The sequence below is a fragment of the Lepagella muris genome (assembly GCF_004793975.1).
Lineage (GTDB): Bacteria > Bacteroidota > Bacteroidia > Bacteroidales > Muribaculaceae > Lepagella > Lepagella muris.
Map to the genome: position 1 here is coordinate 37,686 of NZ_SRYB01000008.1, position 24,572 is coordinate 62,257.

The following is a 24,572-nucleotide window of genomic DNA, read 5'->3' on the forward strand; positions in this document are numbered from 1 at the left end:
TCGTGCGCCCATCCGAGTGCTTGTTTCACCCGTTTCACTTGTTTCACTGTTTCACCCCGAAACAGGTGAAACAGATGAAACGCCATGAATCACTACAATCCGACATAGACTCACAACCATGATTTACAATATGGCTGGTTACTTACGAACATATTTCTGGTTTGGCGCAGTAGGTGACTCTGGGAAAAGCGGTTTCAACAAGCCGGCATCCACCAACGAATTGATATAGCGAATACGATTGGCTGACTGGTTTGAAACTCCGACTCTATCAAGAATCTCTTTTGTGGTACGAGGCACGGAACAGAAGTTAATGATGTCTTGTTGTTTTTTAGTTACTTTTGTGCGTACTTGGTTACTTCCTTTGTCTACTTCGTTACTTTTTACCCCTACTTCGTTACTTCCTTTGTCTACTTCGTTACTTTTTACCCCTACTTCGTTACTTCCATTGTCTACTTCGTTACTTTTGAATGTAACATCACGAGGAATTATGATGACAAACTCATGTAGATTCTCATCATTATAGAAGCGAATATCAGTATCCTCGCCGATAGCTCGAGGGATGCCGGTGCCTATACCTGAGTAAGGAAGGAGACAGATTGCATTGTTGAATAGAAGTCGATTCCTCGGTATTGATGTACCACGCTCTATATCGTCAACCATAAGCCCTCTTGGCAATGTGCCCGGACTGTGAATCTCCACTCTATCATCAAAAATGAAGATGCGTATCGGTGCTTCCCAAGTCAGCGAGCGATGGATAAGTGCGTTCACAGTCAACTCTGAGAGTGCGACCAACGAAATCTCATACTCACCCTGCTGATTAAATTCTTCACCACACTGCACAATCCTTAGATTACGTGTAAAGAAATTCATGATAGTGTTGTATTGATGCAGAAGATTACCCTCCATATCAGAATCCTTGACCCTATCTCTGAATATCTTGGAGCCTAACGTGTTGCCAACGAAAGAAACACACTTAGTAGTGAAAGCTGGTAGAAAACGTTGGGGATATATTCCAAACAGCAACATAGCCGCCACCGTAAGTTTCCCGTTAGGTCGTATTAGGTGTAGATTGGCTAAAAGCCTCCGCAAACTAAAATTTACCGCGATTGCTTTTACAATCGTGTCAATACTTTTTGATCGAATATTGTCTGCTGAGATTCCTTTTTTCTCCAAAGGAGTTGCAAACCTGTCGAGGAAGAAAAGTTTTAATGTGCCCTCATCAAGATCTTCAATAGTGGCATCAGCTACAGCAGCTTCATCGGGAAAAAACGACCCACATTCTGCCATCATGTAAGCAATTTCGCTATTGTCGATAATACGGCGCTTGTCAGAACCTTGTTTTGCCCATATTATACCCTTGTTGTCTTTGTAAGGCTTATTTATGCCTTCAGCAATCGTAACCACAACGATATTACCGCCTTCCACAGCCACCGTGTCTATCTCTATACCAATGTGTGGATCTACATTTTGTGTAGCGATATCTCCAAGCCTCTCACAAGTGTCCTGTGTCTCTCGATATGACAATGGATTCATTTCCCCAGTCTTGTCTTTGATACCAATAAAGAGGCGACCACCTTTACTATTGCTAAATGCGACTAACTCGGTGCCAATTTTATAGTTATCATCTATGCGTTCCTTGAACTGCACTGTCGACACTTCTGAATGGCGGATTATATCCTGTAGTTCGTTCTGAGTCATATTGCTAAATATTAATTGGTGCCACATCGAGTTTGCCCCTTCCCCTCGTCCGAAGATGTACTTGAATCCGAAATTGGATATCGGATTAATATCGGCAGACATGACAATATTGTTTTGATTTCCACAAAAATAGATATTAAAATCCAATTCCGCAAACTTTTACCACCATTTTGTCATTTTTCGTCACAATTAAAAGCACTCTGCCCCTATCCATCGCCACATCTCCTAATCCCACGTATTATTCTTTCATTTCTTCGTGCGCCCATCCGAGCGTTTGTTTCACTTGTTTCACCTGTTTCACTTGTTTCACCCCGAAACAGGTGAAACAACCGATACAAGCGATACAGGCGAAACATTTTCTTCGCGTGCCCTGATGATTCAGGGTGGATCACATAAAATGTCAGATTAGTTTCAAAATAACAAAGCGGGCAGTCGGTTCATATATAACTTTGCGGCATCAAACAAATATCAACCTAAAAACAAGGTACAATAAACGATATGCTCGCTTGCATTTCCTCCATCCCCGATACAAGAGGATGGAGAGGGGGATCATATTCCCAAAGGAATCGCTTCTATCTAACAAGCAACGAATGGATTGATGACGCCCTGATGCGTCCGGACCCGGTACCATTGTGAAAATCCCTGCAATATTGCCAACGAAATATCAAAGACAAGACCGGCGCTTTACTGTGACTTCAAGCTTACCGAAAATTAGCGTTGCCAATATGCTCCGAACTCTGGCGAATGTCGATATCTGTAAATAACTGAAGTTTCGCAAGCTACACTTCAGTGGTTGATAGTTTATAGTTTAAGGTTTAAGATTCACGGAAATCCTCGAATCTTTTCATTATACAAAATTTAATGATCATAAACCATAAACTTTAAACATTAAACCATTTAAGTGAAGCAAGTAGGCAAACTTGCGAAACTTAAATAAATAACAGCTTGATAGCTATTCCAACCGTTTCGCTTGTTTCAACCGTTTCGCTGTTTCACTTGTTTCACCCGAAACAGATGAAACAGGTGAAACAGATGAAACAGGTGAAACAGATGAAACAGATAAAAAACGGATTAGGGACATAGAGAGCAGACGAGACAAGAGTCTAATTAATTCAGCAAAAAACAGCAGCAAAAGTTTGCTGAATCAAACTAAAACACCTACTTTTGTGCAAACCAACCAATTCCGTCACTTACTGTTCCCTATCGAAACAGTAAAAAGACACGATGGAATCAATGAAGTTGTCCAAACTTCAATCATTAGAAAACAAGCCAAAACCCAGCAAGTTGAAAATATGAAAAAGAAAAATTCACAGAAAAACAGCAACATTGACGATCTCCTAAAAGGCAAAACACCCGAAGAGCAAATAGCAATATTAAAAGAAGCCCTTCAAACAGAAGAGCTTCGTCTCGACCTCTACAAAGAGATCATAAACGTAGCCGAATCCAAATTCAAAATAAAAATCAACCCCGATACGCACTGACCCACCAATCACAAGAGAGCACAAAGGAACAAAAGAAGTTCCACAACTCTTATCACACACACCACAAACCAGCACAAATACCCTACAACATCCTTTAACACTCTACTGCCTAATTATGGCACCCGATACAAATAACTTTGCACCCACAATCTTTAAAACCAATAAAAACTGCTGTCATGACAAAAAATAAATATTACAACATAAAAGGCATTTTGCATTGTTCTCAAAAATACGTATCTTTGCACATTAATGTTTCAGAATACTAAGTATGGGAAAAAGGATTCAAGTAATAAGACAAACAAAGTTACTGCTGATAACTAAATTATAGTCCGTTATTTAGCAGAGCCGATTAATGTGTCAAAATTGTTCATAAAATGACAATGTTAAAATTCGGCACAACTCTCCTCTTCATAATCAATAATTTTTGATTGTGATATAAACCATCTATTTAAACCATACGATTAAACATTTATGAAACAAATTACTGCACTATCAAAATTAGACTTAGGCGATTGTTTAAATTTAATTAAACAATTACCTGACAAATCTATTGATTTAATCTTAACAGACCCGCCCTACAATCTTGGACTTTTTATGCATAAACGAGGCACCAATATTAAAGGGATGAGAAATAATCATTTTGCTTATTCCGGTTGGGATAATTTGGAATTTTCTCAATGGACTTTAGTCATGAAAGAATTCCTATTACAATGTGCAAGAGTACTTAAATCAAAAGGTTCTTTAATCATGTTCATGTCAATTATTAAGGTTGAAACCATAATTAATTTGGCATTAAATGCTGGATTGTATTATAAAACTGTAGGGATTTGGCACAAAACAAACCCTATGCCAAGAAACATGAATCTACATTTCATTAATTCAACAGAACCCTGGTTATACTTCATTAATGATGGTCATACTGGCACCTTCAATAATGAAGGTAAACCAATACATGATTATATTGAAACTTCCACCATATCATCTAGTGAACATAAATTGGGGAACCACCCAACGCAAAAGCCCAAAGCATTATTAACTCATTTCATTAAATTGTTGTCTAATGAAAATGATGTTATTTTGGATCCATTTATGGGAAGTGGCAGTACGGGAGTCGTCTGTGAACTATTAAATCGAAAATTCATTGGTTTTGAACTTAATGAAGAATACTACAACATTGCAAGAAACAGAATAAAAGATAAAAAATGAAAGTAGCAGACTTATTCGCAGGTGTTGGAGGACTATCTCAAGGTTTCATAAAAGCAGGATTTGAAATCTCAATTGCGATAGAGTATGATAAAGATATTGCATTATCATATCAAAAGAACCATCCCAATACGGACGTCTATTCTTCAGATATTAGAGATTTAAATTTTAAGGAAATACATAAATTACATCCTGACATACAAGTAGTCATGGGAGGTCCTCCATGCCAAGGATTTTCTCAAAAAGGGAAAAGACTTTCTTTAAATGACCCCAGAAACTTTCTTTTTAAGGAATTTGTAAGATTTGTTGAAGAATTTTCTCCAAAATACTTTGTATTGGAAAATGTACCTAATATAATAACAACAGAGAATGGATATTTCAAAGATGAAATCATTCAATCATTCAAAAATATAGGTTATGATGTGTGTTGTGGTGTTCTGAATGCAAAAGATTTTGGAGTTCCGCAAGACAGGAAACGGGCAGTTTTTATCGGACAAAAAGGAATATTAGATATACAACTACCAGAACCAACAAATGTTAGAAATACTATCAAAGATGCAATTTTTGATTTACCATTTATAGAATCAGGAGAAGGTGCCGAAGAATCTACATATGATAAAAAACCTATTTCTAATTTGCAAAAGGAATTACGTGGTAATTGTATAATACTACATAATCATGTAGCTACTAAACATAATCCGACTGCTTTAAGAAGGATGGCAATGGTACCTATTGGAGAGAGAGGGAAAGTATTACCTAAAGAAGAACAAACCAAGTCTATTTATAGTGGAACCTATTGTAGACTATTAGAAGATGATGTAGCATCAACCATAACCACAAGATTTGATACCCCATCTTCTGGACGTTTCACACATCCACGACTTAATCGGTGCATCACTACCAGAGAAGCTGCTAGAATCCAAACATTCCCAGATAATTTCGTATTCTTTGGGTCTAAAACTTGCCAAATGAAGCAAGTTGGAAATGCAGTACCACCTCTTTTAGCATACGAAATAGCGAAAGTAATAATCTCTAATGAATCTATATAAAATTACATATATATGGCAAACTTACCTAAACAAATAACCCTACGAAACGATATAGATTGTCGTTTAGGAATCAAATCTTCATTGGGGGACATACCATCCGTAATTTCATTAGCATATTTACTTTATTGTGCCAATGATAAGAAAAGTCAAATCGAATATGCTGACGAGCAAATACAATATAATGGTAAAAAGAAACTTATCCTAAAAAAAATATATAAAGATTGGATAATCAATAATCTATCACTAGATGATAGTATCCTTGACTCCAACCCTTTGCTAACTTCGCAACTCGAATCACTTCAAGTTGGATTAGGATTAATGTTTAAAATAGCAAAAATCTCATACGTTGATTATCCAAATTCTGATACAAAAGAACGAACAGGGGGCGAACGTTTCAAAAAATTGATAAAATTTGCAGTCAACATAAAAATTATTGACATATATATTTCTGCATGGGATAAAGATATAGTCAAAAGTGAACTATCTTTATGGCTACAAAATAAACCCTCCCAATCTACACTTAGTAACGGATTAAAACAGATACTAACTTCGTTCTCAGAAGAAACCCAATTTAAACTACGAAATAATAGTAATGAAATAATATTTCAACAAGAAGGCATATATAAATCAATATCTAAAAATGAGAACATAATCGCAAAAGATGAGCAAGAAGATGTCGGACCTTTTAGGATTTTTAAATCATTTGTCAGAGAAGGGATCCATCCTTTTTTAGCTCTTAGTAATAATGAATTCTTATTGAAGAATAATAATGAATTTGAGGCTTATAAGGATTTAGTAGAAACAACTTTAAGTTTATCTCCTAAAAGAATTGTAATTTTTCAAGAAGTAAAAAAAGAGAACGATGCTAATAATTCAGAATCACCTGATTCTCATCAAATAATTTATTATGGAGCACCGGGTACCGGTAAATCTCACAAAATTAAGACCGAGAAATTAATGGGTGTTCCATCAGAGAATATATTCCGGACCACCTTTCATCCTGATAGCGATTATTCTACCTTTGTAGGTTCTTTCAAACCAACTATGAAGAAGCAATATCGGTATAATGGGCAAGTAAAGGCTAAATATTACGAGGATGATGATCTTGCAAATGCAAAAAAGGATGACCCGATGATTGATAATATCATTGAGTATCAATTTATTCCTCAATCATTCCTACAGGCTTACATTCAGGCGTACAAAAAGCCAAATGAGAATGTATTTCTTGTAATTGAAGAGATCAACAGAGGAAATTGTGCGCAGATATTTGGTGATTTGTTTCAACTTCTTGACCGCAATGAGGACGGAAAGTCGGATTATACGATTAAGGCTGATACCGACTTAAAAAACTTCCTTATTGATGAACTGGGAAAAGATAATGACGGAATTAAAAATGGAGAACTCTGCCTACCATCCAATCTGTACATACTTGCAACTATGAATACCAGCGACCAATCCCTATTCCCCATTGACAGTGCTTTCAAAAGAAGATGGGATTGGGAGTATGAGCCTATCAAATATAAGAATACTGACTGGTTGATTGAGATTGATGGCATCAAATATTCATGGGTTAAATTTCAAAAAGAAGTAAATCGTCGCATCCTGAAAGATACAGGTTCAGAAGATAAGATGATGGGCGACTACTTTGTGAATCCTCATAATAGCATCATCTCAAAGAAGCTATTCCTAAACAAAATCCTATTCTATCTGTGGAATGACGTATGTAAAGATGGTGACTCCGATATATTCCCCTCTGACAATGACTTCTCATTCTCCAAATTGTATGATGACGATAGTTCTGAAACAATACACTCCATGATGAAGAATTTGGTAATTGAACCTGAAGGAAATGAAATAGAAACTACCATCTATGGAAAATCCGACTCAGATGATGTCAAGAATGAGAAAAACACAATCGATTCAGGTTTTACCGGTGTGATACTTGATGGCAATAGATTCCCGGTTACTACCTCTAAATTTGATTTATACATTGATATAATCAAAAAAATTGGTATAGAAAAAATTGGACCAATAGTCGAGGACTCAAAATATCGGCGCAAGAATCGCCCATTAATTTCCAAAATACAATTTCCTGAAATATTGGAAAGTAATGAGTATTCTTACGTTAAAATTAATCAATATAATGTAGTGAAAGGGATTGATGACAACACTAAAATAAATATTCTGGAACTAATAAAAGACAAGTTAAATTTAGATCTCAAAATTGAAACCGACAATTGATGTATCCAAATGTTACTATTCATTGAAGGCTACCCATATAATCTCGACTATCAAGTAAGAAAAGATAAGACCGTAAGAGACGTACTCCGTGGTGTGATTTCAGTGCCTGAACTGGAAAATGTCATATCTCCGGAGTATGTCGGGTATTGCTATAACAAAGATATTAATGACGTTATCTTCTTCTTGCCAAAAGTTGTACTTACCGGTGAGAATCTGAAAGCTGATGAGATTGAAAATAAGAATAAGAAAGATACTATCTTCGGAGCAAGTCCAGAGGAGATTATTGATTTTGATTCTGACAATGTAAAAGGCAAATTCACGGAAGAGGGAAGCAAAGACTACAAAGAGTTTCTTTCATCTCTCTCAATCTGGATTTACCGAACCATCTGTGTTTATAAAAAGACAAATAATACCAATATCCTCGAATCAAGAGAACATCAGACAGAAAGCAGGGGAAAGAAGAAGAAACATAATACCCTCCTTGACGTTATCATTGCGCTTAGAGATTTTAATAGAGACAACCAGGACTATTTTACGTTTATAACTAAGAACTTACACTCTGGTCAGAATAAAATACATTGGAATAAAACCATATCTCACACTCATGCGGTTATCCTAAATAATCGACCGATATACACCGACCCTATCAACAAAAAGAGAGTGGTGAATTTTGATGAGGAGCTACTGGTGATATTTTTTTCCATTCTTAACTACATCAATCATGCCCACGGATTCGATTTTAAAATCAATTTCAATTACGACCTAATTTCAATTGACCGGTTGAAGAAATCTTATATCGACAAAAATGCCGGTTGCCGTAGGCTTAAACAGATTAAATATAAGTATTTCAGTGACAAGGCTCTTAGGATATGGGATCTATGTTATGCTTTCTTCGACAGAGAGTATAAAATCGCAATGAACCAAATCAATCGAGATTATCTTTTGGCAAAAGATTTCGACCACATATTCGAAGTAATGATTGATACACTTATTGGAGAGACCAATCTTCCTGACGAACTAAAAAAACAAAAGGATGGTAAAATGGTCGACCACATGTTTATTGGTCAAGGTCTTATCGAGCAATCGAATCTGGATAAAGAACTAACCTACTACATCGGCGACAGCAAATACTACAAACGAGTCAAGGATGGAGTAAAACTCGGAACAGAATCCATCTACAAGCAATATACTTATGCACGGAATGTGGTTCAGTGGAATATCGACTTATTCTTAGATGAGAAAGACCTAACCGGTCAACCTCAATTAAGGGACCCTCTTACAGAAGGTTACAATCCTCTTCCAAATTTCTTCATCAGTGCAAGAATACCCAATAAACAATCAAGTGGTAATAAATTCCTTAACTTTGATGACTATGAACTGAATGCCCAGGAAGAGAACGTATTATTGAACAGACAATTCGAAAATAGGCTATTTGACAGAGATACATTATTGCTCTGCCATTATGACGTGAATTTTCTTTTTATAGTATCGCTCTACGGTCGCGATAACAAAAACCGACAGGCATGGTGGAGAGACTACGTAAGAAATGAATTTAGAAACAGAATACAAGCAACCCTAAACAATCTCTATACGTTCAGAGTCATTCAGCCGAAAGAGGGTATGAATTGCTATCAGTTCATACAAGAAAACTTCCATCTGCTGAACGGTAAGTTATACCGTCCCCGACAAGAAAGTAATTATCTTGTTCTCGCATTAATGAAAACCGAAGAAAATGAACAGGAAAATAAACTTGTAAAGATTTTTAGGGCAAATGCTCGACAAAATGAAGCAACAAACAATAAGGACATATTGAACGCCCTTAAATCTCATTTCCACATCAGTGAAAAGTTTGAACTTAAAAAAGATTTTGTTTTGCCGGACGTTTCAAATGTCGGGTCTTTGAAGAGACAGACATTTACAGATGATGCCGGCGTATTGATGGTAATGATGGAAAATTATGACAATAGATCTCGTAATTTTCTGCCAACCGGCAAGATAGCTATCGGCATAAAGGATACACCGGAGGGGGATTGCATCCTTGATAATGCCGGCGAGATTAAATATATATTATTTCACACACGTTCAAACACTTCCAACAAACACTTCTTTCGTGTGACATCGTCCAACTTGAAACGTGCTTCTAAAATTGAAGAAAATATATATTCTACTCCAAAAGATTTACATATCTATGTAGTCTTGGAATTAGGTGAAGAGTTACCAGCTACTGATATTCTACCCCAGCAAATAGCTTGGACACGTTCAAATCGATACGATAGTCAATTAGTAAGGCTTAATGAGTTGAAATCAACAATCACAAATTAGTAAACCAAGTTAATTGAGACACTTATAGCAAGACGAATAACAACAAAAAAATTATGATGTTGCTATTCGTCTTTATATATGTATTTAAACGGATATATATGTATTTCAACGGATGGGAGTCAATCCGGTTTGGCACGGGAGAAGAGGTCGGCAATCAGGGTATCGTCTTCGCAGGCGGACTTGAATCTCTGAATGAATTGTCGTAAGGCTTCCTTGTCTTCTGAATATGCGCAGAACATGCTCCCTTCTGAATCGAAGTCAATCACTTCTTTTAGCTCCGGTGCCTGCTCTGTTAGAAATACTTGTGCCAATGAATCCCAATCATAACCATTCCCTTCAAAACCTTCATCTTCTCGCGTTTGGAACAGTTCGTCTTTATATTCCCCTACATATAGGCATACGGATGCGGAATCTTCATTATCGACCCAGAAAAATGGTGTTATCAGTTCGTCAATACCGTTCTTGGGGTCTTCTTGTTTTGTATCCGATTCTTGTCTGGTATGGCTTGTGCCTTTTGTATACGATTCTTGTTTGATATCCGATTCATTCGTGACATTTCCGGATTCACTCTCTGTTTTCTTTAGACCGTGCAGCGCAATGAGCTTCACCACTATGAAAAGAACCAACAACACAGCTATCAACACTCCTCCGATAAGGATACCTGTATACCATGGTGCGGATTGAATTTCATATTTGACGGGATTATCCCTATAGTCCATATATTTCAAGACAGACGAACCGATGAGCAATCCCACGGAACCTCCCACGGCTATCATAATCACGTTGGCGAAAGCATTCAGCCTATTATATATCCTATATTTAGCGTTTTCCTTCATTTTGATTCTTCTATTTGTATTTAAGTAATTTAAGGTTTAATGTTTATGGTTTATGGTCATTAAATTTTGTATAATGAAAAGATTCGTGGATTTTCGTGAATCTTAAACCTTAAACTATAAACGTTAAACCACTGAAGTGCAGCTTGCGAAACTTCAGTAAGTAATATTGAAATTTCCTCTGCCGACAAAGATTTGCGTAACCAATGACTGACTAAAATCACTGACTACAGGTCACAAATATAATAAAAAAATCACACACCTCGCCAAAATATCTGATTTTTCAATAAATGTTCGGTATTCCGCACGGTTTACCGAACATTTTTATAATCGGGAGAGCGGGAATCGGGTAACGGAATGTGAAGAAGTTGGCGACTGTATAGGCATTTTATGGATGAGGACTTGGAAGTATGAGCCTTTTTTAATACTTTTGTAAATTCAAATGTCAATTTTCCAAAATGAAGTTGTATAAACTTCAAAATACATGAATTTATGGAAAATAAAACCACCGACAGACTTTCCACCGCTGAGAAACGTGAGTTCGTCACGCTTCTAAGGGATGTGAGTGCCTATATCAATCCGACAAGGTTCACGGCTGATGAGAAAGATGCTTTCCTGAAGATGGTGTACCACTCCATGCATGAAGATTCTCCGGCACACGATCCGAAGGGTCTGCCCATAGCAATAATGACTCTCCGATGGGCTCTCCTTTTTGCGGAGGCAATAGAGCCTGACCATAATATACTTCTTGCCATCGGACTGTATCCCCTGCTCACCTACGGGCATACCGACATAATGCAGATACGCAAGAGATGGGGCGAGGACGTGGCAGGATTACTGACAGGTCTTTCATCAGTAGAGAAATTCTCAAGCAAGAACAATGCCGTGCATCAGGACAACTTCCGTGGTCTGATGCTCTCCCTTGCCGATGACATCAGGGTCATCATCATCATGATAGTGAGAAACCTTGTGCTCATGCGTGCCATCAACCATCATCCCGACGACGAATGGGTCAGAAACGTGGCATTCGAGGCAAACTGCCTTTATGCACAGCTCGCACATCGTCTCGGTCTATACAAGATAAAGGGTGAACTGGAAGACCTGTCGCTGAAATACACCAACCGTGAGATATTCACGCAGATCGCGCATAAACTGAATGAGACTAAGCGCAGCCGCGACGCATATATAAAATCATTTATCGACCCGGTGAAGGCGCGTCTGGAAGCAGCCGGTCTTAAATTCGAGATAAAGGGGCGCACCAAATCAATCTCCTCCATCTGGAACAAGATGAAGAAGCAGAAGGTGGATCTCCAGGGCATCTACGACCTCTTCGCCATCCGCGTCATCATCGACACACCGAAGGAGCGCGAGAAGAGCGACTGCTGGCTGGCTTATTCCATCGTGGCGGATATGTATACTGCCAATCCCGCACGTATGAAGGACTGGATCTCGATACCGAAAAGCAACGGCTACGAGAGTCTGCACGCCACCGTGATGGGTCCCGGATCGAAATGGGTGGAGGTGCAGTTCCGCACCCGCCGCATGGACCTCGTGGCAGAGAAGGGTCTCGCAGCCCACTGGCGATATAAGGGGGTGAAGAGCGACAACACAGACCAATGGATGACCAACATCCGCGATATCCTCGAGACTGCCGAGAGTGGACCTATGCAGCTGATGAAAGACATGAAGATGGACATCTACGGCAAGGAGGTGTTTGCCTTCACGCCTAAGGGTGATCTCTTCCGTCTTGCTTCCGGAGCCACGGTGCTTGATTTCGCATTCCAGATCCACACCAACGTCGGCGCACACTGCACGGGCGCGGTGGTCAACGGACAGCACCGCAAGATAACATACCGCATCAACAACGGCGATACCATCGAGATTCTCACCTCGTCAAACCAGGCCCCGAAGTCCGACTGGCTCAATATCGTGGTCAGCACGAAGGCGCGCAACAAGATCAAGCAGAGCCTCAACGAGGAGCTGCAGCGCCGGGCAGAATTGGGCAAGGAGATTCTCGAGCGACGTGCCAAGAACCGCAAGGTGGAGATTGAGGAATCCGTGCTCATGAAGCTTATCGGAAAGAACGGCTACAAATATGCCAACGAGTTCTTCGCCGATATGGCTGACGAGAAGATTGATCCGGGTAAGTTTCTCAATACCTACGTGGAGGAGACAAGCGTTAAGACCGACGGACCGAAGATCTCCGCCGGCGAATACCAGCTCCAACGCAACGAGGAGAGCGACAGCAAGAACGACGTGCTGCGTATCGGGGAGAAAACCATCAACGGACTCAGCTACAAATTCGCGAAATGCTGTTCCCCCATCTATGGCGACGACGTATTCGGATTCATAAGTGCCGACGGCACCGTCAAGATCCACCGGTGTGACTGCCCCAATGCCTCCAACATTCGCGAACGCTACCCCTACCGCATAATCAAGGCTGACTGGAGCGGAAAGGAGGGGGACCTTCTCCCTGCATCGCTACGCATAATCGGCAATGACGACATCGGCATCGTTGCCAACATCACGTCGATAATCTCAAAGGAGTCGGGAGTGATGCTTCGCAACATCTCCGTCGACAGCCACGACGGCATCTTCCAGGGAGTGTTGGTGGTGGCTGTGTCCGACCAGCGCCAGCTCAGTTCATTGCTTAAGAAACTAAAGACAGTAAAAGGAGTAAAAGAGATTCAACGGTTATGAAGACCCACCATATAATCCTCTCGCTGATTGCCGCCGCCACCCTTTCCACCGGCTGCGTCCGCGTCAAGAAACCGGCAGCCGCCGAGGAACGCGAGCAATGGATTCTCAGCCTCAACGACTCAATCGCCGACTACCAACGCCAGATTGAGGACGCCAACAACGAGCTTGCCTCACTTAATACGGAGGTGAGCGGACTGATTTCCAATTTCGAACATGTCTCGAATCCCCGTCTTGTGGAGGGATACTACATCTACCGCAGCTGGGCATCGCGCTATCCGCTGACATCTACAGGGATAGTGGCACGCATCACCCAGGATGAAGGGTTCGAGATTATCGCGGCATTGACGGGAGGGCATTTCAATCAGATAAGCGTCACGTCGGAAGGAATGGAGGCAACCAGCGACATCGTACCCCATGACCAGGCACTCAACTATCGGGCTGGAAACCTCAACACGGTCTGCTTCTATGGAGAGAAAGCCGACTCCATCGGCAGTCTGATACACCGCGACCCATCGGCAGCCGCCACGCTGGTATATCTCAACGGTGGCAAGACCGGAAGCCATACCCTCTCGGATGCAGAGAAAGAGATGATCTCCGCCACGTGGCAGCTATTCTCCTCCCAGCGTAGCGTGCACAGTCTGGAGAGAAAGATACCTATGCTGTCGCGCAGGATAAATGTCTGTCGCCAAATGATAGAGGCTAACGACTCAACGAGCGAATGACTTTCAGAGGTTGAATAAAGCTATTTTTTACAAACCAATATAATTCTAAAGAAAAACTATGGATTTAAACGCTAAGGATCTCGAGATTTTGGAATCAAAAGGGATCTCGGAAGAAAAACTCGCGGAAGAACTCCGGATGCTTGCCGATGGGTTCCCCTACCTGAAAATAGAAGCACCCGCCACACCGGGTCACGGCATATCCGTGCTCTCTCCCGACATGGAGGAGAAGGCTGTTGGTCTCTGGAATGAGTATCTCGCAGCAGGAGGTAAGGTGCTGAAGATGGTGCCGGCGAGCGGCGCTGCATCCCGCATGTTCAAAGACCTCTTTGCATTTGCCAACGGCAAGGATGAGAAACCGAAGTCTGATTTCATGAAGAAATTCTTCAACGAGATCGAGAACTTCGCCTTCTTCGCTCAGCTCAATTTCGTATGCCTCTCCCTCTACGGACTCAGCATCGACTCTCTCGTGAAAGCAGGACGATATAAAGACGTGGTTAAGGCACTCATCAATAAGGAGGGTCTCAACTACGGTCAGTTGCCGAAAGCTCTTCTCAACTTCCATAAGGTGGCAGGGGCAGCCCGCACAGCCCTTGAGGAGCATCTCGCCGAGGGTGCGCAGTATGCATCCGGCAAGAATGGCAAAGTAAGTGTCCACTTCACGGTCAGTGAGGATCATCTACCGCTCGTGAAGATGAAATTCGAGGAGGCTAAAGGGAAGATGGAGCATGAGTATGGCGTCACCTACGAGCTGTCGACCAGTCTTCAGAAACCCTCCACCGACACGGTAGCCGCAAACATGGACGGCACACCGTATCGTGAGAACGGCGGTCTCTTCTTCCGTCCCGGTGGTCACGGTGCTCTCATCGAGAACCTCAACGACCTTGATGCGGACGTCATCTTCATCAAGAATATCGATAATGTTGTGCCCGACGCCCGTCGCGAGGACACTCTTAAATACAAACGTATAATCGGCGGCGTTCTGGTAGGCATCAAGCAGAAGGCAAACGAGTATTGCAAGACTCTCTCGAAGGGCACACCCTCCGACGAGGAGCTTGACGAGATGCTTACGTTCCTCCACAACGTTCTCTGCATCAGCCATGACAATACGGAGAATATGACAGCCGACGAGAAGGCAGCCTTCATCTATGGGAAGCTTAACCGTCCGTTCCGCGTGTGCGGTATGGTGAAGAACGAGGGCGAGCCCGGCGGCGGTCCGTTCCTCGCCTACAATCCCGACGGCACGGTCAGCCCACAGATCCTTGAGTCTACACAGATCGACCCCGACAACAAGGAGGCGATGAAGATGCTGAAGGAGGCTACCCACTTCAATCCGGTAGACCTCGTGGTCAGCACGAAAGACTGGAAGGGGAACAAGTTCAACCTTCCGGAGTTTGTGGATAAGGCGACAGGCTTCATCTCCATCAAGAGCCGTGAGGGCGTGGAGATAAAGGCACTCGAACTTCCCGGACTCTGGAACGGAGCGATGAGCGACTGGAACACGGTGCTCGTAGAGGTGCCGGTCAGTACGTTCAATCCCGTCAAGACCGTCAACGACCTTCTTCGTCCAGCCCATCAGTAATTTATAGCTTATAGTTTATAGTTGATAGTTTAAGGGTAGGGTTATAGACTATATTCCATAAATAATAGACCATAAATAATACAAAAGAATGCCTCCGAATGATTTCGGGGGCATTCTTTTTCTATTTCTTTTCTAACTTTTTACTTTTTTTGATTTTTAGATCCAATACCTTCTCACTCCTTCATGATCGTATACCTTAGCGGCAGACTCACAATACCATTTCACAAATTTTGATAATGCATGTTTCATAATAATTACATTTTTATGAGCGTCAGACAAAATCCAATCTCTTTCCCCTCCATCATCCCACGATCCTTACGGATTCTGGAATCAACAAATAATGAGGGTTTGCAGTTATTATATCAGGAATGTGGGATTCCGTATAAATGCAATTTGTATTTTATCATCTACTCAAATTCTACAAATTATGTTATTAAATTATGTTTTACAACATATAAACGAACATTATCCCGATTTTGTTTCATCAAAACGCATTTTTCTTTCTAAAAATATAAAAATACCTGCAATATCGTGGGTATTTCTCCGTTAAAGAGATACGATTATTGTATTTGCACTGTGTTTTATTCATGGTATTAGAATTTAATGCTACAGGAGAGCGTGATTGTGAAACCCCGCTCTTTTATTTTACCCTTTTATTTAGTAATTTCGCGTCATGTTTGTAAAACGTGCACTTATCATCAGCATCGCGCTGCTCCCCCTTGCCGGGGTCTGGGCACAGAGCCAACAGCTCTCCAGAGGCGGCGCCCGGGGACGAGGATCTGAAAAAAACGAGATTTCCGCTCCCAAAAACGACACAATCCGTCCCGGTAGTGCCTGGACCCTGACGTTCCCACTCGGCAACCATGTGGAATCGACCATCGACACCCTCACATATAACTACCAACGGACGGCAATCCCGTCACTCGTGACCGACGCTTACGCCACCACCGGCAACCTCGGCGCGGAGGGTATCGACCTGATTTATTTCAACAGGCCGCGGAGAGCCACTTTCTTTTTCAAGGATGCCCTTGATGCCTGGATACCCTCTTTCCGGAAACAGAAGTTCTACAACGTATATATCCCCACCACGATAATGTCGTATGGATGGGGTGGCAACAAGATGAGCCATCAGGACCGTCTCAAAGTGGATTTCGCCGGCAACGTCAACCGACGCATCGGAGTGGGCGGCACCCTCGACTATATCTATTCAAAGGGTGCATACGAGGCACAGGCTACGAAGGATTTCTCCTACAGCCTGTCGACATACTATCTTGGCGACCGATATGAACTACAGGCCTTCTATAATCACTATAACTTCCTTAATAAGGAGAACGGCGGCATCACCGACGACCTCTACATCACCGACCCTGCCCAGCTTCAGGGTGGCGTCAACAAGATTGAACCTAAGAGCATACCGACGCGACTGAATGCAGCCCACTCGAGAGTGAACGGCGATGAGCTTTTCATGACCCACGCCTATAAGCTCGGTTTCTGGAGGTCGGAGCAGGTAAACGACACTCTGACGCGTGAGGTATACGTGCCCATGACCCGGTTCATATATTCATTCGACCTCCAGCACACGCGCCATTTCTTCATCAACACCAACCAGTCGCAGGCAAAGGATTTCTGGACCAATTTCTATCTTGACCCGCTCGAGACGCAAGACAACACATATCTCACACAGATGACCAACTCCTTCGGCATCGAACTTATCGAGGGTTTCCAGAAATGGGCAAAGTTCGGTCTTTCCGCCTACATCTCCTATCAGACCCAGAAATATAAGCAGACACCCTATTTCTATAATCCGGAACTGACCGAGGAAGAGATCGATCAACTCACTCCGTTGCCCGCCAACTTCAAGATACCCAACACGTCTACACGCAATTTCCTATGGGTGGGTGGACGTCTGCATAAGGATAAAGGTTCGATATTGCGATATGCGGCAAGTGCGCGCTTCGGACTTGTGGGGGATGCCGTCGGCGATCTTGAACTTGACGGAGAGATCAACACGCGGTTCAAGTTATTCGGCGACTCCGTGAAGATCTCCGCCAATGCCGAGTTCCGCAACGTGGCGCAGCCCTATCTGCTCCAGAACTATATCTCCAACCATTTCGCTTGGCAGAACGACTTCGGAAAGACCCGCACCTACAAGGTAGGCGGCGAATTGCTTATACCCTGGACCCGCACCACACTCAGCGCAGGCGTGGAGAACATTCAGAACTACGTGTATTTCGATGCAAATTCACTCCCACGTCAGTATGGCGGTAACATTCAGATCTTCTCCGCACGTCTCGACCAGCAATTCAAGGTGGGCATACTTCATTGGAACAATTCGCTCTACTATCAGAAAAGCTCCAACGACAATGTGCTGCCACTCCCCCAGTTCACCATCTACAGCAATCTCTTCCTCAAGTTCATCGCCTTCAAGGTGCTGAAACTTCAGATAGGCGTGGATTGCGACTACTATACGAAATACAACGGACTGAACTACCAGCCGGCAACGATGAGTTTCCACGTGCAGGGTGACGATAAGGTGAAGGTGGGCAACTATCCCTACTGCAACGCCTATATCTCGGCACGCCTCTACAAGACGCGTTTCTACGTGCTCTGGAGCCACGTCAACCAGGGATGGTTCTCGAAGGAGAGCTTCCTGCTCCCCCACTATCCGATGAACCCGCGCCGTCTTGAGATGGGTCTGTCGGTAGATTTCTCCAACTGACAAACAACGCCCCAAGGATATGAAGCGAATGCCTCACAAATACGGACAGACAGCCCTCTACGTCGTGCTGCTCATAATTATCGTAGCCGGAATGACAATGATGCGCCGCTGCTCACATCAGTCGTCGCTCCCCACCTTGATAAAGGGGGGATCCGGCGGCGACACCATCGACGTCGCCATCCTCTACGGACCGTCGAGCTATTATCTCTATTCCGACACACTCGGCGGCATAAACTACGATATGCTGCGTCTCTTCGCGTCGCAGACCTCCACGCCCGTGAAGATATGGCCCGTGGTGAACCTGCATGACGCACTCAGCCGTCTGGAGAACGGAAGCTACACTATCCTCGCGTCGCTCCCGTCAGATAATTCCGTGAAGGAGCGGTTTCTGACCACGCAAAACGTCTTCCTCGACAAGATGGTGCTCGTGCAGACCATCGACTCCACCGGACAACGCCGCATCAACTCTATCCTTGACCTTGCCGGCGACACGGTGCACATCCAGCGTGACTCCCCGGCAATAATGCGCCTACGCCGACTCTCAAAAGAGATAGGCAGCGACATCAACCTGGCATTGGAGGAGGGAATGTCGGAAGAATATCTCTGCATGGCGGTGGCAACCGGGAAGATGAAACAGGCAGTGGTCAACGAGCGTATAGCCCGACGCATGCAGAAGCAATATCCTAATCTCAATTTTGAGAAACCGGTCAGCTTCACCCAGTTTCAGGTGTGGCTCTTCTCGCCGGAAGACTCCGTACTCTTCAACAAGACGGAGCAATGGCTGACCGATTTCAAGTCAACTCCGGATTATCGCCGGCTTATCGGCAAGTACTGACCCGGCATACGTCGGCAGCAATCGATTGTAAAATAATTCATGTCTAATATTATGAAATTTCCGAAAATCAACCTTCTTGTAAAAATCATCATCGCGATTATCCTCGGCATAATCGCGGGACAATTCTTCCCGATATGGCTCGGAAGATTCTTCGCCACGTTTAATGCCATCTTCAGCCAATTCCTCGGTTTCCTGATACCGCTCATCATACTTGGTTTCGTGGCTCCGGCAATCGCCGACATCGGCAACAAGGCGGGAAAGATGCTTCTCGCCACTGCGGCTCTCGCCTATCTCTCCACCACACTGTCGGGCTTCATGAGCTACTGGGTGGGCGACACGTTCTTCCCGCGTCTCATCTCCCCGGCGGCACTTCGTAATCTGGAGGAGGGTCACGACCTGTCGGCATACTTCACAGTGGAGATGCCCCCATTGTTCGGAGTGATGAGTGCCCTTGTGCTCGCCTTCACTCTCGGTCTCGCCCTCGCCTATATAAAGGGCGACACTCTGAAATCCGCGTTAAATGAATTCCGGGATGTGGTGTCAATGACCATCGCGAAAGTCATCATCCCGTTGCTTCCTTTGTATATATTCGGCATATTCCTCAACATGACGGTATCCGGACAAGTGGCAACCGTGCTGTCGGCATTCGTGAAGATAATACTCGTAATCTTCGCCATGCACATCTTCCTGCTGCTGGTGCAATATCTGATTGCAGGATTAGTGGCAAGGAAGAATCCCCTCAAACTGCTCTACACGATGCTCCCTGCGTATTTCACGGCATTGGGTACGCAATCCTCCGCCGCAACCATTCCCGTGACGCTCCGTCAGGCAATCAAGATGGGGGTAGATGAGGACACAGTCGGTTTTGTGATACCGCTATGCGCCACCATCCACATGTCGGGTAGCGCGATGAAGATAGTGGCATGTGCGGTTGCACTCATGATCATGCAGGGACTCCCCTACGACACGCCTATGTTTGCCGGCTTCATCTTCATGATAGGCATCTCGATAATCGCGGCACCCGGAGTACCCGGTGGAGCCATCATGGCATCGCTCGGACTACTTGCCAACATGCTCGGCTTCTCCGAAGCTGACCAGGCACTCATGATTGCACTCTACATCGCCATGGACAGCTTCGGCACTGCCTGCAACGTGACCGGCGACGGCTTCATCGCCATCGTCATCAACCGCTGCTTCCCCTCCACGGCACACCGGATGAATGAATCGCTCTGAGCGACAAGCGCCTTTCTGTGGCAGAGAATCTGCCACATATACAGACGGGGACGCAAACTTTCAGCTTGCGCGTAACTGAAGGTTTACGCATAACTGAAAACTTGCGTCCCCATTGTCAATTCTTAAGGATGCCGGACGTTGCGGAATCGCCACCCCCGGATTCCCTGTCGGCTTTCACTTTCTTGCCATATCCGAACGTGAAGGTGGCTGAGACTGTGAAACGGGCATGGTAATCACCTGTCGACACTACATCGGAATTATCGTAATAGCGGCTTTTGAACCAGGCTTTATGAGATATCCAGTTCCAACGCGCGAAATTGGAAGCCGTCACCCTTAGATTCCATTTCGCATTTGCCCATCCCGCACTGATCTGATAATTATCCTTATACTCCATCCATGTGCCCACCATGTAGCCGTCGCTATAGTGATTTCGGGAGGAATAATAGGTATTGAAGTAGAAATCCTTGAGATAATAGTTTACATTCAATACGAAGGAGATCGGGAAACGTGTATAGTTATATGGTGCGCCATTATGTGCGAAATGCTGACTGATATTCCCATTTATCTGTAGAGCCCTGCCAAAAAACGATGCCCTCGCAGAGACTCCCACATTACCTATCATATAGCTGCCCAAAGGCTGCTTTATCGTGCGGAGTAAGCCATCGGCAGATGCCTCATAATCGTAGACATAACGGTCTTTTACTGTCCATGTACTACCGAACAGAGATAAACTGAAACGATTGGAGGGGATCCAGCTATAGTTGATATTGACGCTATAAGTCTTGCTTGGCACAAGATTCGGATTTCCCGTGTAGCTCATCAGATGGTTAGACTGTATCACATTCTCGCTCATGAACGATGGATTGGGCGACCATGTAGAATATCTGAAATTGCCATATACCTGATGCTGTCGGGTTACGAGATATTGTAGGAAGAGAGACATACTGGGAGAGGAAACTTTCGATTTCACCTCATTCATTTTGATGTTGTCCCAACTCCAACCGAAACTTGCACCGCCATACAGATTGCCTATTGACACCTCATAATCGGCGACTGTGGAAATACGCGTATTTTTCGTGCGGTCGTATGCATCGGACGTTCCGGAATAACGTGTGCGATAATAATCATGTTCTCCATTCCCATATAAGGTTATCGTGCCGAATTTTCCCAACCGACGCTGCCAAGAAATTTTTCCATATAACTGGTTGGTATTGTCAGTAGCGAAATTGATCTTGGGAGAGAATCCTTTTTCTGCATAATTTGAACCATCTTCCGTATGAGAGAATGAATATTTTGGAGAGAATATCAGCATATCCTTATCCGACAACTTGAAATAATAGTTACCATTGAATTGTATGAATCTTGATCTGGAGTCGCGACTCATACTATACGTTGAATTCGGAAAATCAGAAGGGGAATATGCCACCGTGCCACCCATATCACTGTTGGGACCATTGTCGATGGTGCCATAGACACGGCTGCTCGCGGTTATATTATCGGACTCATACGTGGCTTTAAATGAAGCTCTGTATTGCCTGATTTTCCTCTTTGATGATAACGTGTTGGAATAACGGTTGAATTCCTTCATAGTCCCATCAGGCTGAGGAAGCCGGAACGTTTCAGTGGTCTGATTCCCATTATGACCGGCATTTGAAAAGAATCCGAGTCCCGTAAGGTCGTATGTCATTCTTTTATATTGGAAACGAGCGTACTCATTGACTTGCGTAGTGTTCAGTATGAAATTTTTATTTAAATACGTCTTGAAGTAGCCTCCATATTCATATCTTGTCATTATGAAATTCACGACGAAAGGTTTACCGCCAAAACGTGAGTCTGCCGGAAATTCAAGATATTCCACCCTCTTTACGTTCTGAAGATTCATTCCTGACAACTCCTCGTCGGAAGCCGGAAGATAGTCTATAAAAAAGGCTATCGGTTGACCGGAGTTTGTCGTGGGAGCTGCATTAATCGACCTGAACAGGAGCTGAGGAATACCCATCCTTTGCAACAGTTCAATGGCAGACATGGATGAATTCTTATGTCGCTGCTGCGGCACATACACCGTCCGGTCGGAATAAAGATGAGCATCATCCGCATTCACGTCAATATTCTTCAGATTTATGGCAAGAGTATTCAGAGTTATGTCGCCGAGAGATTGGGAGCCACATTTCATATATTTCTTCCTGTAGCCTATGCTGCTGATCTTTGCGATCACATCCTTACGATCGCAAGGTATCAGGAACTTGCCATTAGACTTGGTTATGCCGTAAGTCACCACAGTGGAATCCTTTGGAGAGAGCAGGAGCACAGTGGCATAAGGCACCGGTTCGCTAAACTCATTGACGATCCTACCATGATAGTGATATTTTCCACGGTGTATCACCTCTATGTAGATCTGTCCATCCTTTTCCGTGACAGATATGGGATTCAGACCGGTAATGCCACGTACAGCCTCCATTACGTCATCGGTGTCCACATTGACAGACGTGGTGTAATCATCAAGGTCATTATATATGAACGTTATTTTTGCTGAGGGATGCTCCTTTATCAGTTTTGTCAAGGCTTCAGATACGGGCGTGGCATTGAATCTGTAGGAAAAGGTGTAGGGATATGCAGATAAGGATGAGAGAAGGGATAGGGAAATGAGAAGCGGAATGGCAAAGATTGCCATCACTATTTTATTAAATCGTAGCATGTCGGTAAAAGTTATGTCAGTTTACGTTTAGGGTGTCGCCATCACGATGCAGACGTATTCTTTCGAATGTGTTGAGCTGCCCGATCAAGCTGTCAAGAGATATTGATGAATCCCATTTGTAGAAAAGCCTTATGGATTTTGCCGCATCGGTCATATAGTTCACCTTCACCCCATAGTGTGGAGCAAGACGGTCAAGGATTACGTCCAGGGACTCATTTTCAAACACAAGGTCCCTCTTCATGACTGATGTTGAGTCAGGATATATGTCCGACAGTTCGGATGTTGTCAGTATAGGTTTTACTACATCTGACGGTTTCTCTATTTTCGGACTATCCGCATGATTCATTTTCATGCTCATTGAAACACCTATTGCCAACATTGAAACTGAGACAACGCCTATCACAGCGCAGGCTACTATGTGCCGACGACTGGAAAGGTATGCCGGGAATTTCCATTTCTTAGGTCTTTTTGAAAGGGTCTTGGAGAATTTTTCCCATTCCTTCTCAACGTCATCCTCTTCAAGCATATTGCCGGAGAAAGCCGAACTACGTGCAGCGCAGAGAGCACGGTAAATTTCCGATGTCTCCGGATCGGAAGCCATACGCTCGAGTTCGTCCGGTGTGTAGTTCTCCGGATGTTCTATTGCATTCAGCAACGATTCAAACTTATCCATTCTGATTCAGTTTTAAACGTAATATATCCAACGCATGGCGAAGATGCTTGAATACCATTCTCTCACCCATTCCGAGTTCGGAGGCAATCTCATCCGTCTTCATCTCCTCACGAAATCTCATACAGAAAACCCTTGAACATTTTGGAGGCAGCCAATCCTCACAATGAGCCAGTATCTCAAGCAGATTTTCGTCAGGCCAGTCATCACATTCGTCAGCCTCATTATTGCAGAAAATGTACAATCTTTTGAAACGTTCCCTCACGTCAATGTCACGCAAGCGATTCAGGCACCGGTTCCTGACGCTTGACAAAAGATATGGAGTATCCACACTCCCCGACGTATCCTTATCCATCAGGGAAGTGAAGACATCATGCACAATGTCGTGAGCAGACTCCCCGTCATGAAGCAGCATGGAAGCGAGTCGGTGCATCACTGCATAATTGCTCTTGAAGAGAGTCTCTATTTCAATATTCGTCGCCATACATTAATAAATACACGCAACTCCCCAAATACTGAACCTCACCAACACAAAAATATTACAAAAAAAATAAGGGGTTGTCAATGCGCGTTGACAACCCCGATTCTGTAT

At 43.5% G+C, this 24,572-nt stretch carries 16 protein-coding genes; 11 read left to right on the forward strand and 5 right to left on the reverse strand.

The window, feature by feature from the left end:
- Positions 1-138: 138 nt before the first annotated feature.
- On the reverse strand, positions 139-1,698 hold the full coding sequence (locus E5331_RS07165) for an RNA-binding domain-containing protein (RefSeq protein WP_123483145.1): 1,560 nt from the start codon (positions 1,696-1,698) through the stop codon (positions 139-141).
- Between the two features lie 1,136 nt (positions 1,699-2,834).
- Between E5331_RS07165 and E5331_RS07170 the strand changes: the two genes are divergently transcribed.
- The 5 genes from E5331_RS07170 (at position 2,835) to E5331_RS07190 (ending at position 9,994) form a co-directional block, all read left to right on the forward strand.
- Positions 2,835-3,179, forward strand: coding sequence for a hypothetical protein (locus tag E5331_RS07170; RefSeq protein WP_135984703.1), 345 nt, complete (start codon positions 2,835-2,837; stop codon positions 3,177-3,179).
- A 471-nt stretch (positions 3,180-3,650) separates the two neighbouring features.
- Positions 3,651-4,385: a DNA-methyltransferase gene (locus E5331_RS07175; RefSeq protein ID WP_135984705.1), complete on the forward strand. Its 735-nt coding sequence runs from the start codon at positions 3,651-3,653 to the stop codon at positions 4,383-4,385.
- Complete coding sequence (locus E5331_RS07180; RefSeq protein WP_135984707.1) at positions 4,382-5,431, forward strand: DNA cytosine methyltransferase; 1,050 nt, start codon at positions 4,382-4,384, stop codon at positions 5,429-5,431. Before E5331_RS07175 ends, E5331_RS07180 begins: the two co-directional genes overlap by 4 nt.
- Positions 5,432-5,443: 12 nt before the next feature.
- Positions 5,444-7,672, forward strand: coding sequence for an McrB family protein (locus E5331_RS07185; RefSeq protein WP_275441126.1), 2,229 nt, complete (start codon positions 5,444-5,446; stop codon positions 7,670-7,672).
- Between the two features lie 9 nt (positions 7,673-7,681).
- Entirely contained in the window at positions 7,682-9,994 is a 2,313-nt protein-coding gene (locus tag E5331_RS07190; RefSeq protein ID WP_135984709.1) for an LlaJI family restriction endonuclease, read from the forward strand.
- Between the two features lie 119 nt (positions 9,995-10,113).
- Here E5331_RS07190 and E5331_RS07195 read toward each other — a convergent pair whose 3' ends face one another.
- The gene (locus E5331_RS07195; protein WP_275441127.1) at positions 10,114-10,830 is read right to left on the reverse strand and encodes an immunity 51 family protein; all 717 of its coding nucleotides are present in this window, start codon (positions 10,828-10,830) and stop codon (positions 10,114-10,116) included.
- 489 nt (positions 10,831-11,319) lie between these two features.
- Here E5331_RS07195 and E5331_RS07200 point away from each other — a divergent pair, with 489 nt between their 5' ends.
- From E5331_RS07200 to E5331_RS07225, 6 genes are all read left to right on the forward strand, one after another.
- A complete protein-coding gene (locus E5331_RS07200; protein ID WP_135984711.1) occupies positions 11,320-13,527 on the forward strand; it encodes a RelA/SpoT family protein in 2,208 nt (735 codons plus the stop codon).
- Positions 13,524-14,249, forward strand: coding sequence for a hypothetical protein (locus E5331_RS07205; protein ID WP_123483102.1), 726 nt, complete (start codon positions 13,524-13,526; stop codon positions 14,247-14,249). Before E5331_RS07200 ends, E5331_RS07205 begins: the two co-directional genes overlap by 4 nt.
- Positions 14,250-14,307: 58 nt before the next feature.
- Positions 14,308-15,828, forward strand: a complete 1,521-nt coding sequence (locus tag E5331_RS07210) for a DUF4301 family protein (RefSeq protein ID WP_123483101.1) — start codon at positions 14,308-14,310, stop codon at positions 15,826-15,828.
- 673 nt (positions 15,829-16,501) lie between these two features.
- Positions 16,502-18,547, forward strand: coding sequence for a putative porin (locus E5331_RS07215; RefSeq protein WP_123483099.1), 2,046 nt, complete (start codon positions 16,502-16,504; stop codon positions 18,545-18,547).
- 19 nt (positions 18,548-18,566) lie between these two features.
- On the forward strand, positions 18,567-19,382 hold the full coding sequence (locus E5331_RS07220; RefSeq protein WP_135984713.1) for a transglycosylase SLT domain-containing protein: 816 nt from the start codon (positions 18,567-18,569) through the stop codon (positions 19,380-19,382).
- 51 nt (positions 19,383-19,433) lie between these two features.
- Entirely contained in the window at positions 19,434-20,615 is a 1,182-nt protein-coding gene (locus E5331_RS07225; protein WP_135984715.1) for a dicarboxylate/amino acid:cation symporter, read from the forward strand.
- 115 nt (positions 20,616-20,730) lie between these two features.
- Here the strand turns inward: E5331_RS07225 and E5331_RS07230 are convergent, their stop codons facing one another.
- The 3 genes from E5331_RS07230 to E5331_RS07240 are packed head-to-tail and all read right to left on the reverse strand — an operon-like array spanning position 20,731 to position 24,464.
- Positions 20,731-23,310, reverse strand: coding sequence for an outer membrane beta-barrel protein (locus E5331_RS07230; protein ID WP_135984717.1), 2,580 nt, complete (start codon positions 23,308-23,310; stop codon positions 20,731-20,733).
- 16 nt (positions 23,311-23,326) lie between these two features.
- Positions 23,327-23,983 (reverse strand): FecR domain-containing protein, encoded by a 657-nt coding sequence (locus E5331_RS07235; protein WP_135984719.1) that lies wholly within the window; start codon positions 23,981-23,983, stop codon positions 23,327-23,329.
- Positions 23,976-24,464 carry a sigma-70 family RNA polymerase sigma factor gene (locus E5331_RS07240; protein ID WP_135984721.1) on the reverse strand — a complete coding sequence of 163 codons (489 nt, stop codon included), beginning with the start codon at positions 24,462-24,464 and terminating at the stop codon, positions 23,976-23,978. The genes E5331_RS07235 and E5331_RS07240 overlap by 8 nt, the downstream gene beginning before the upstream one ends.
- Positions 24,465-24,572 lie beyond the last annotated feature (108 nt).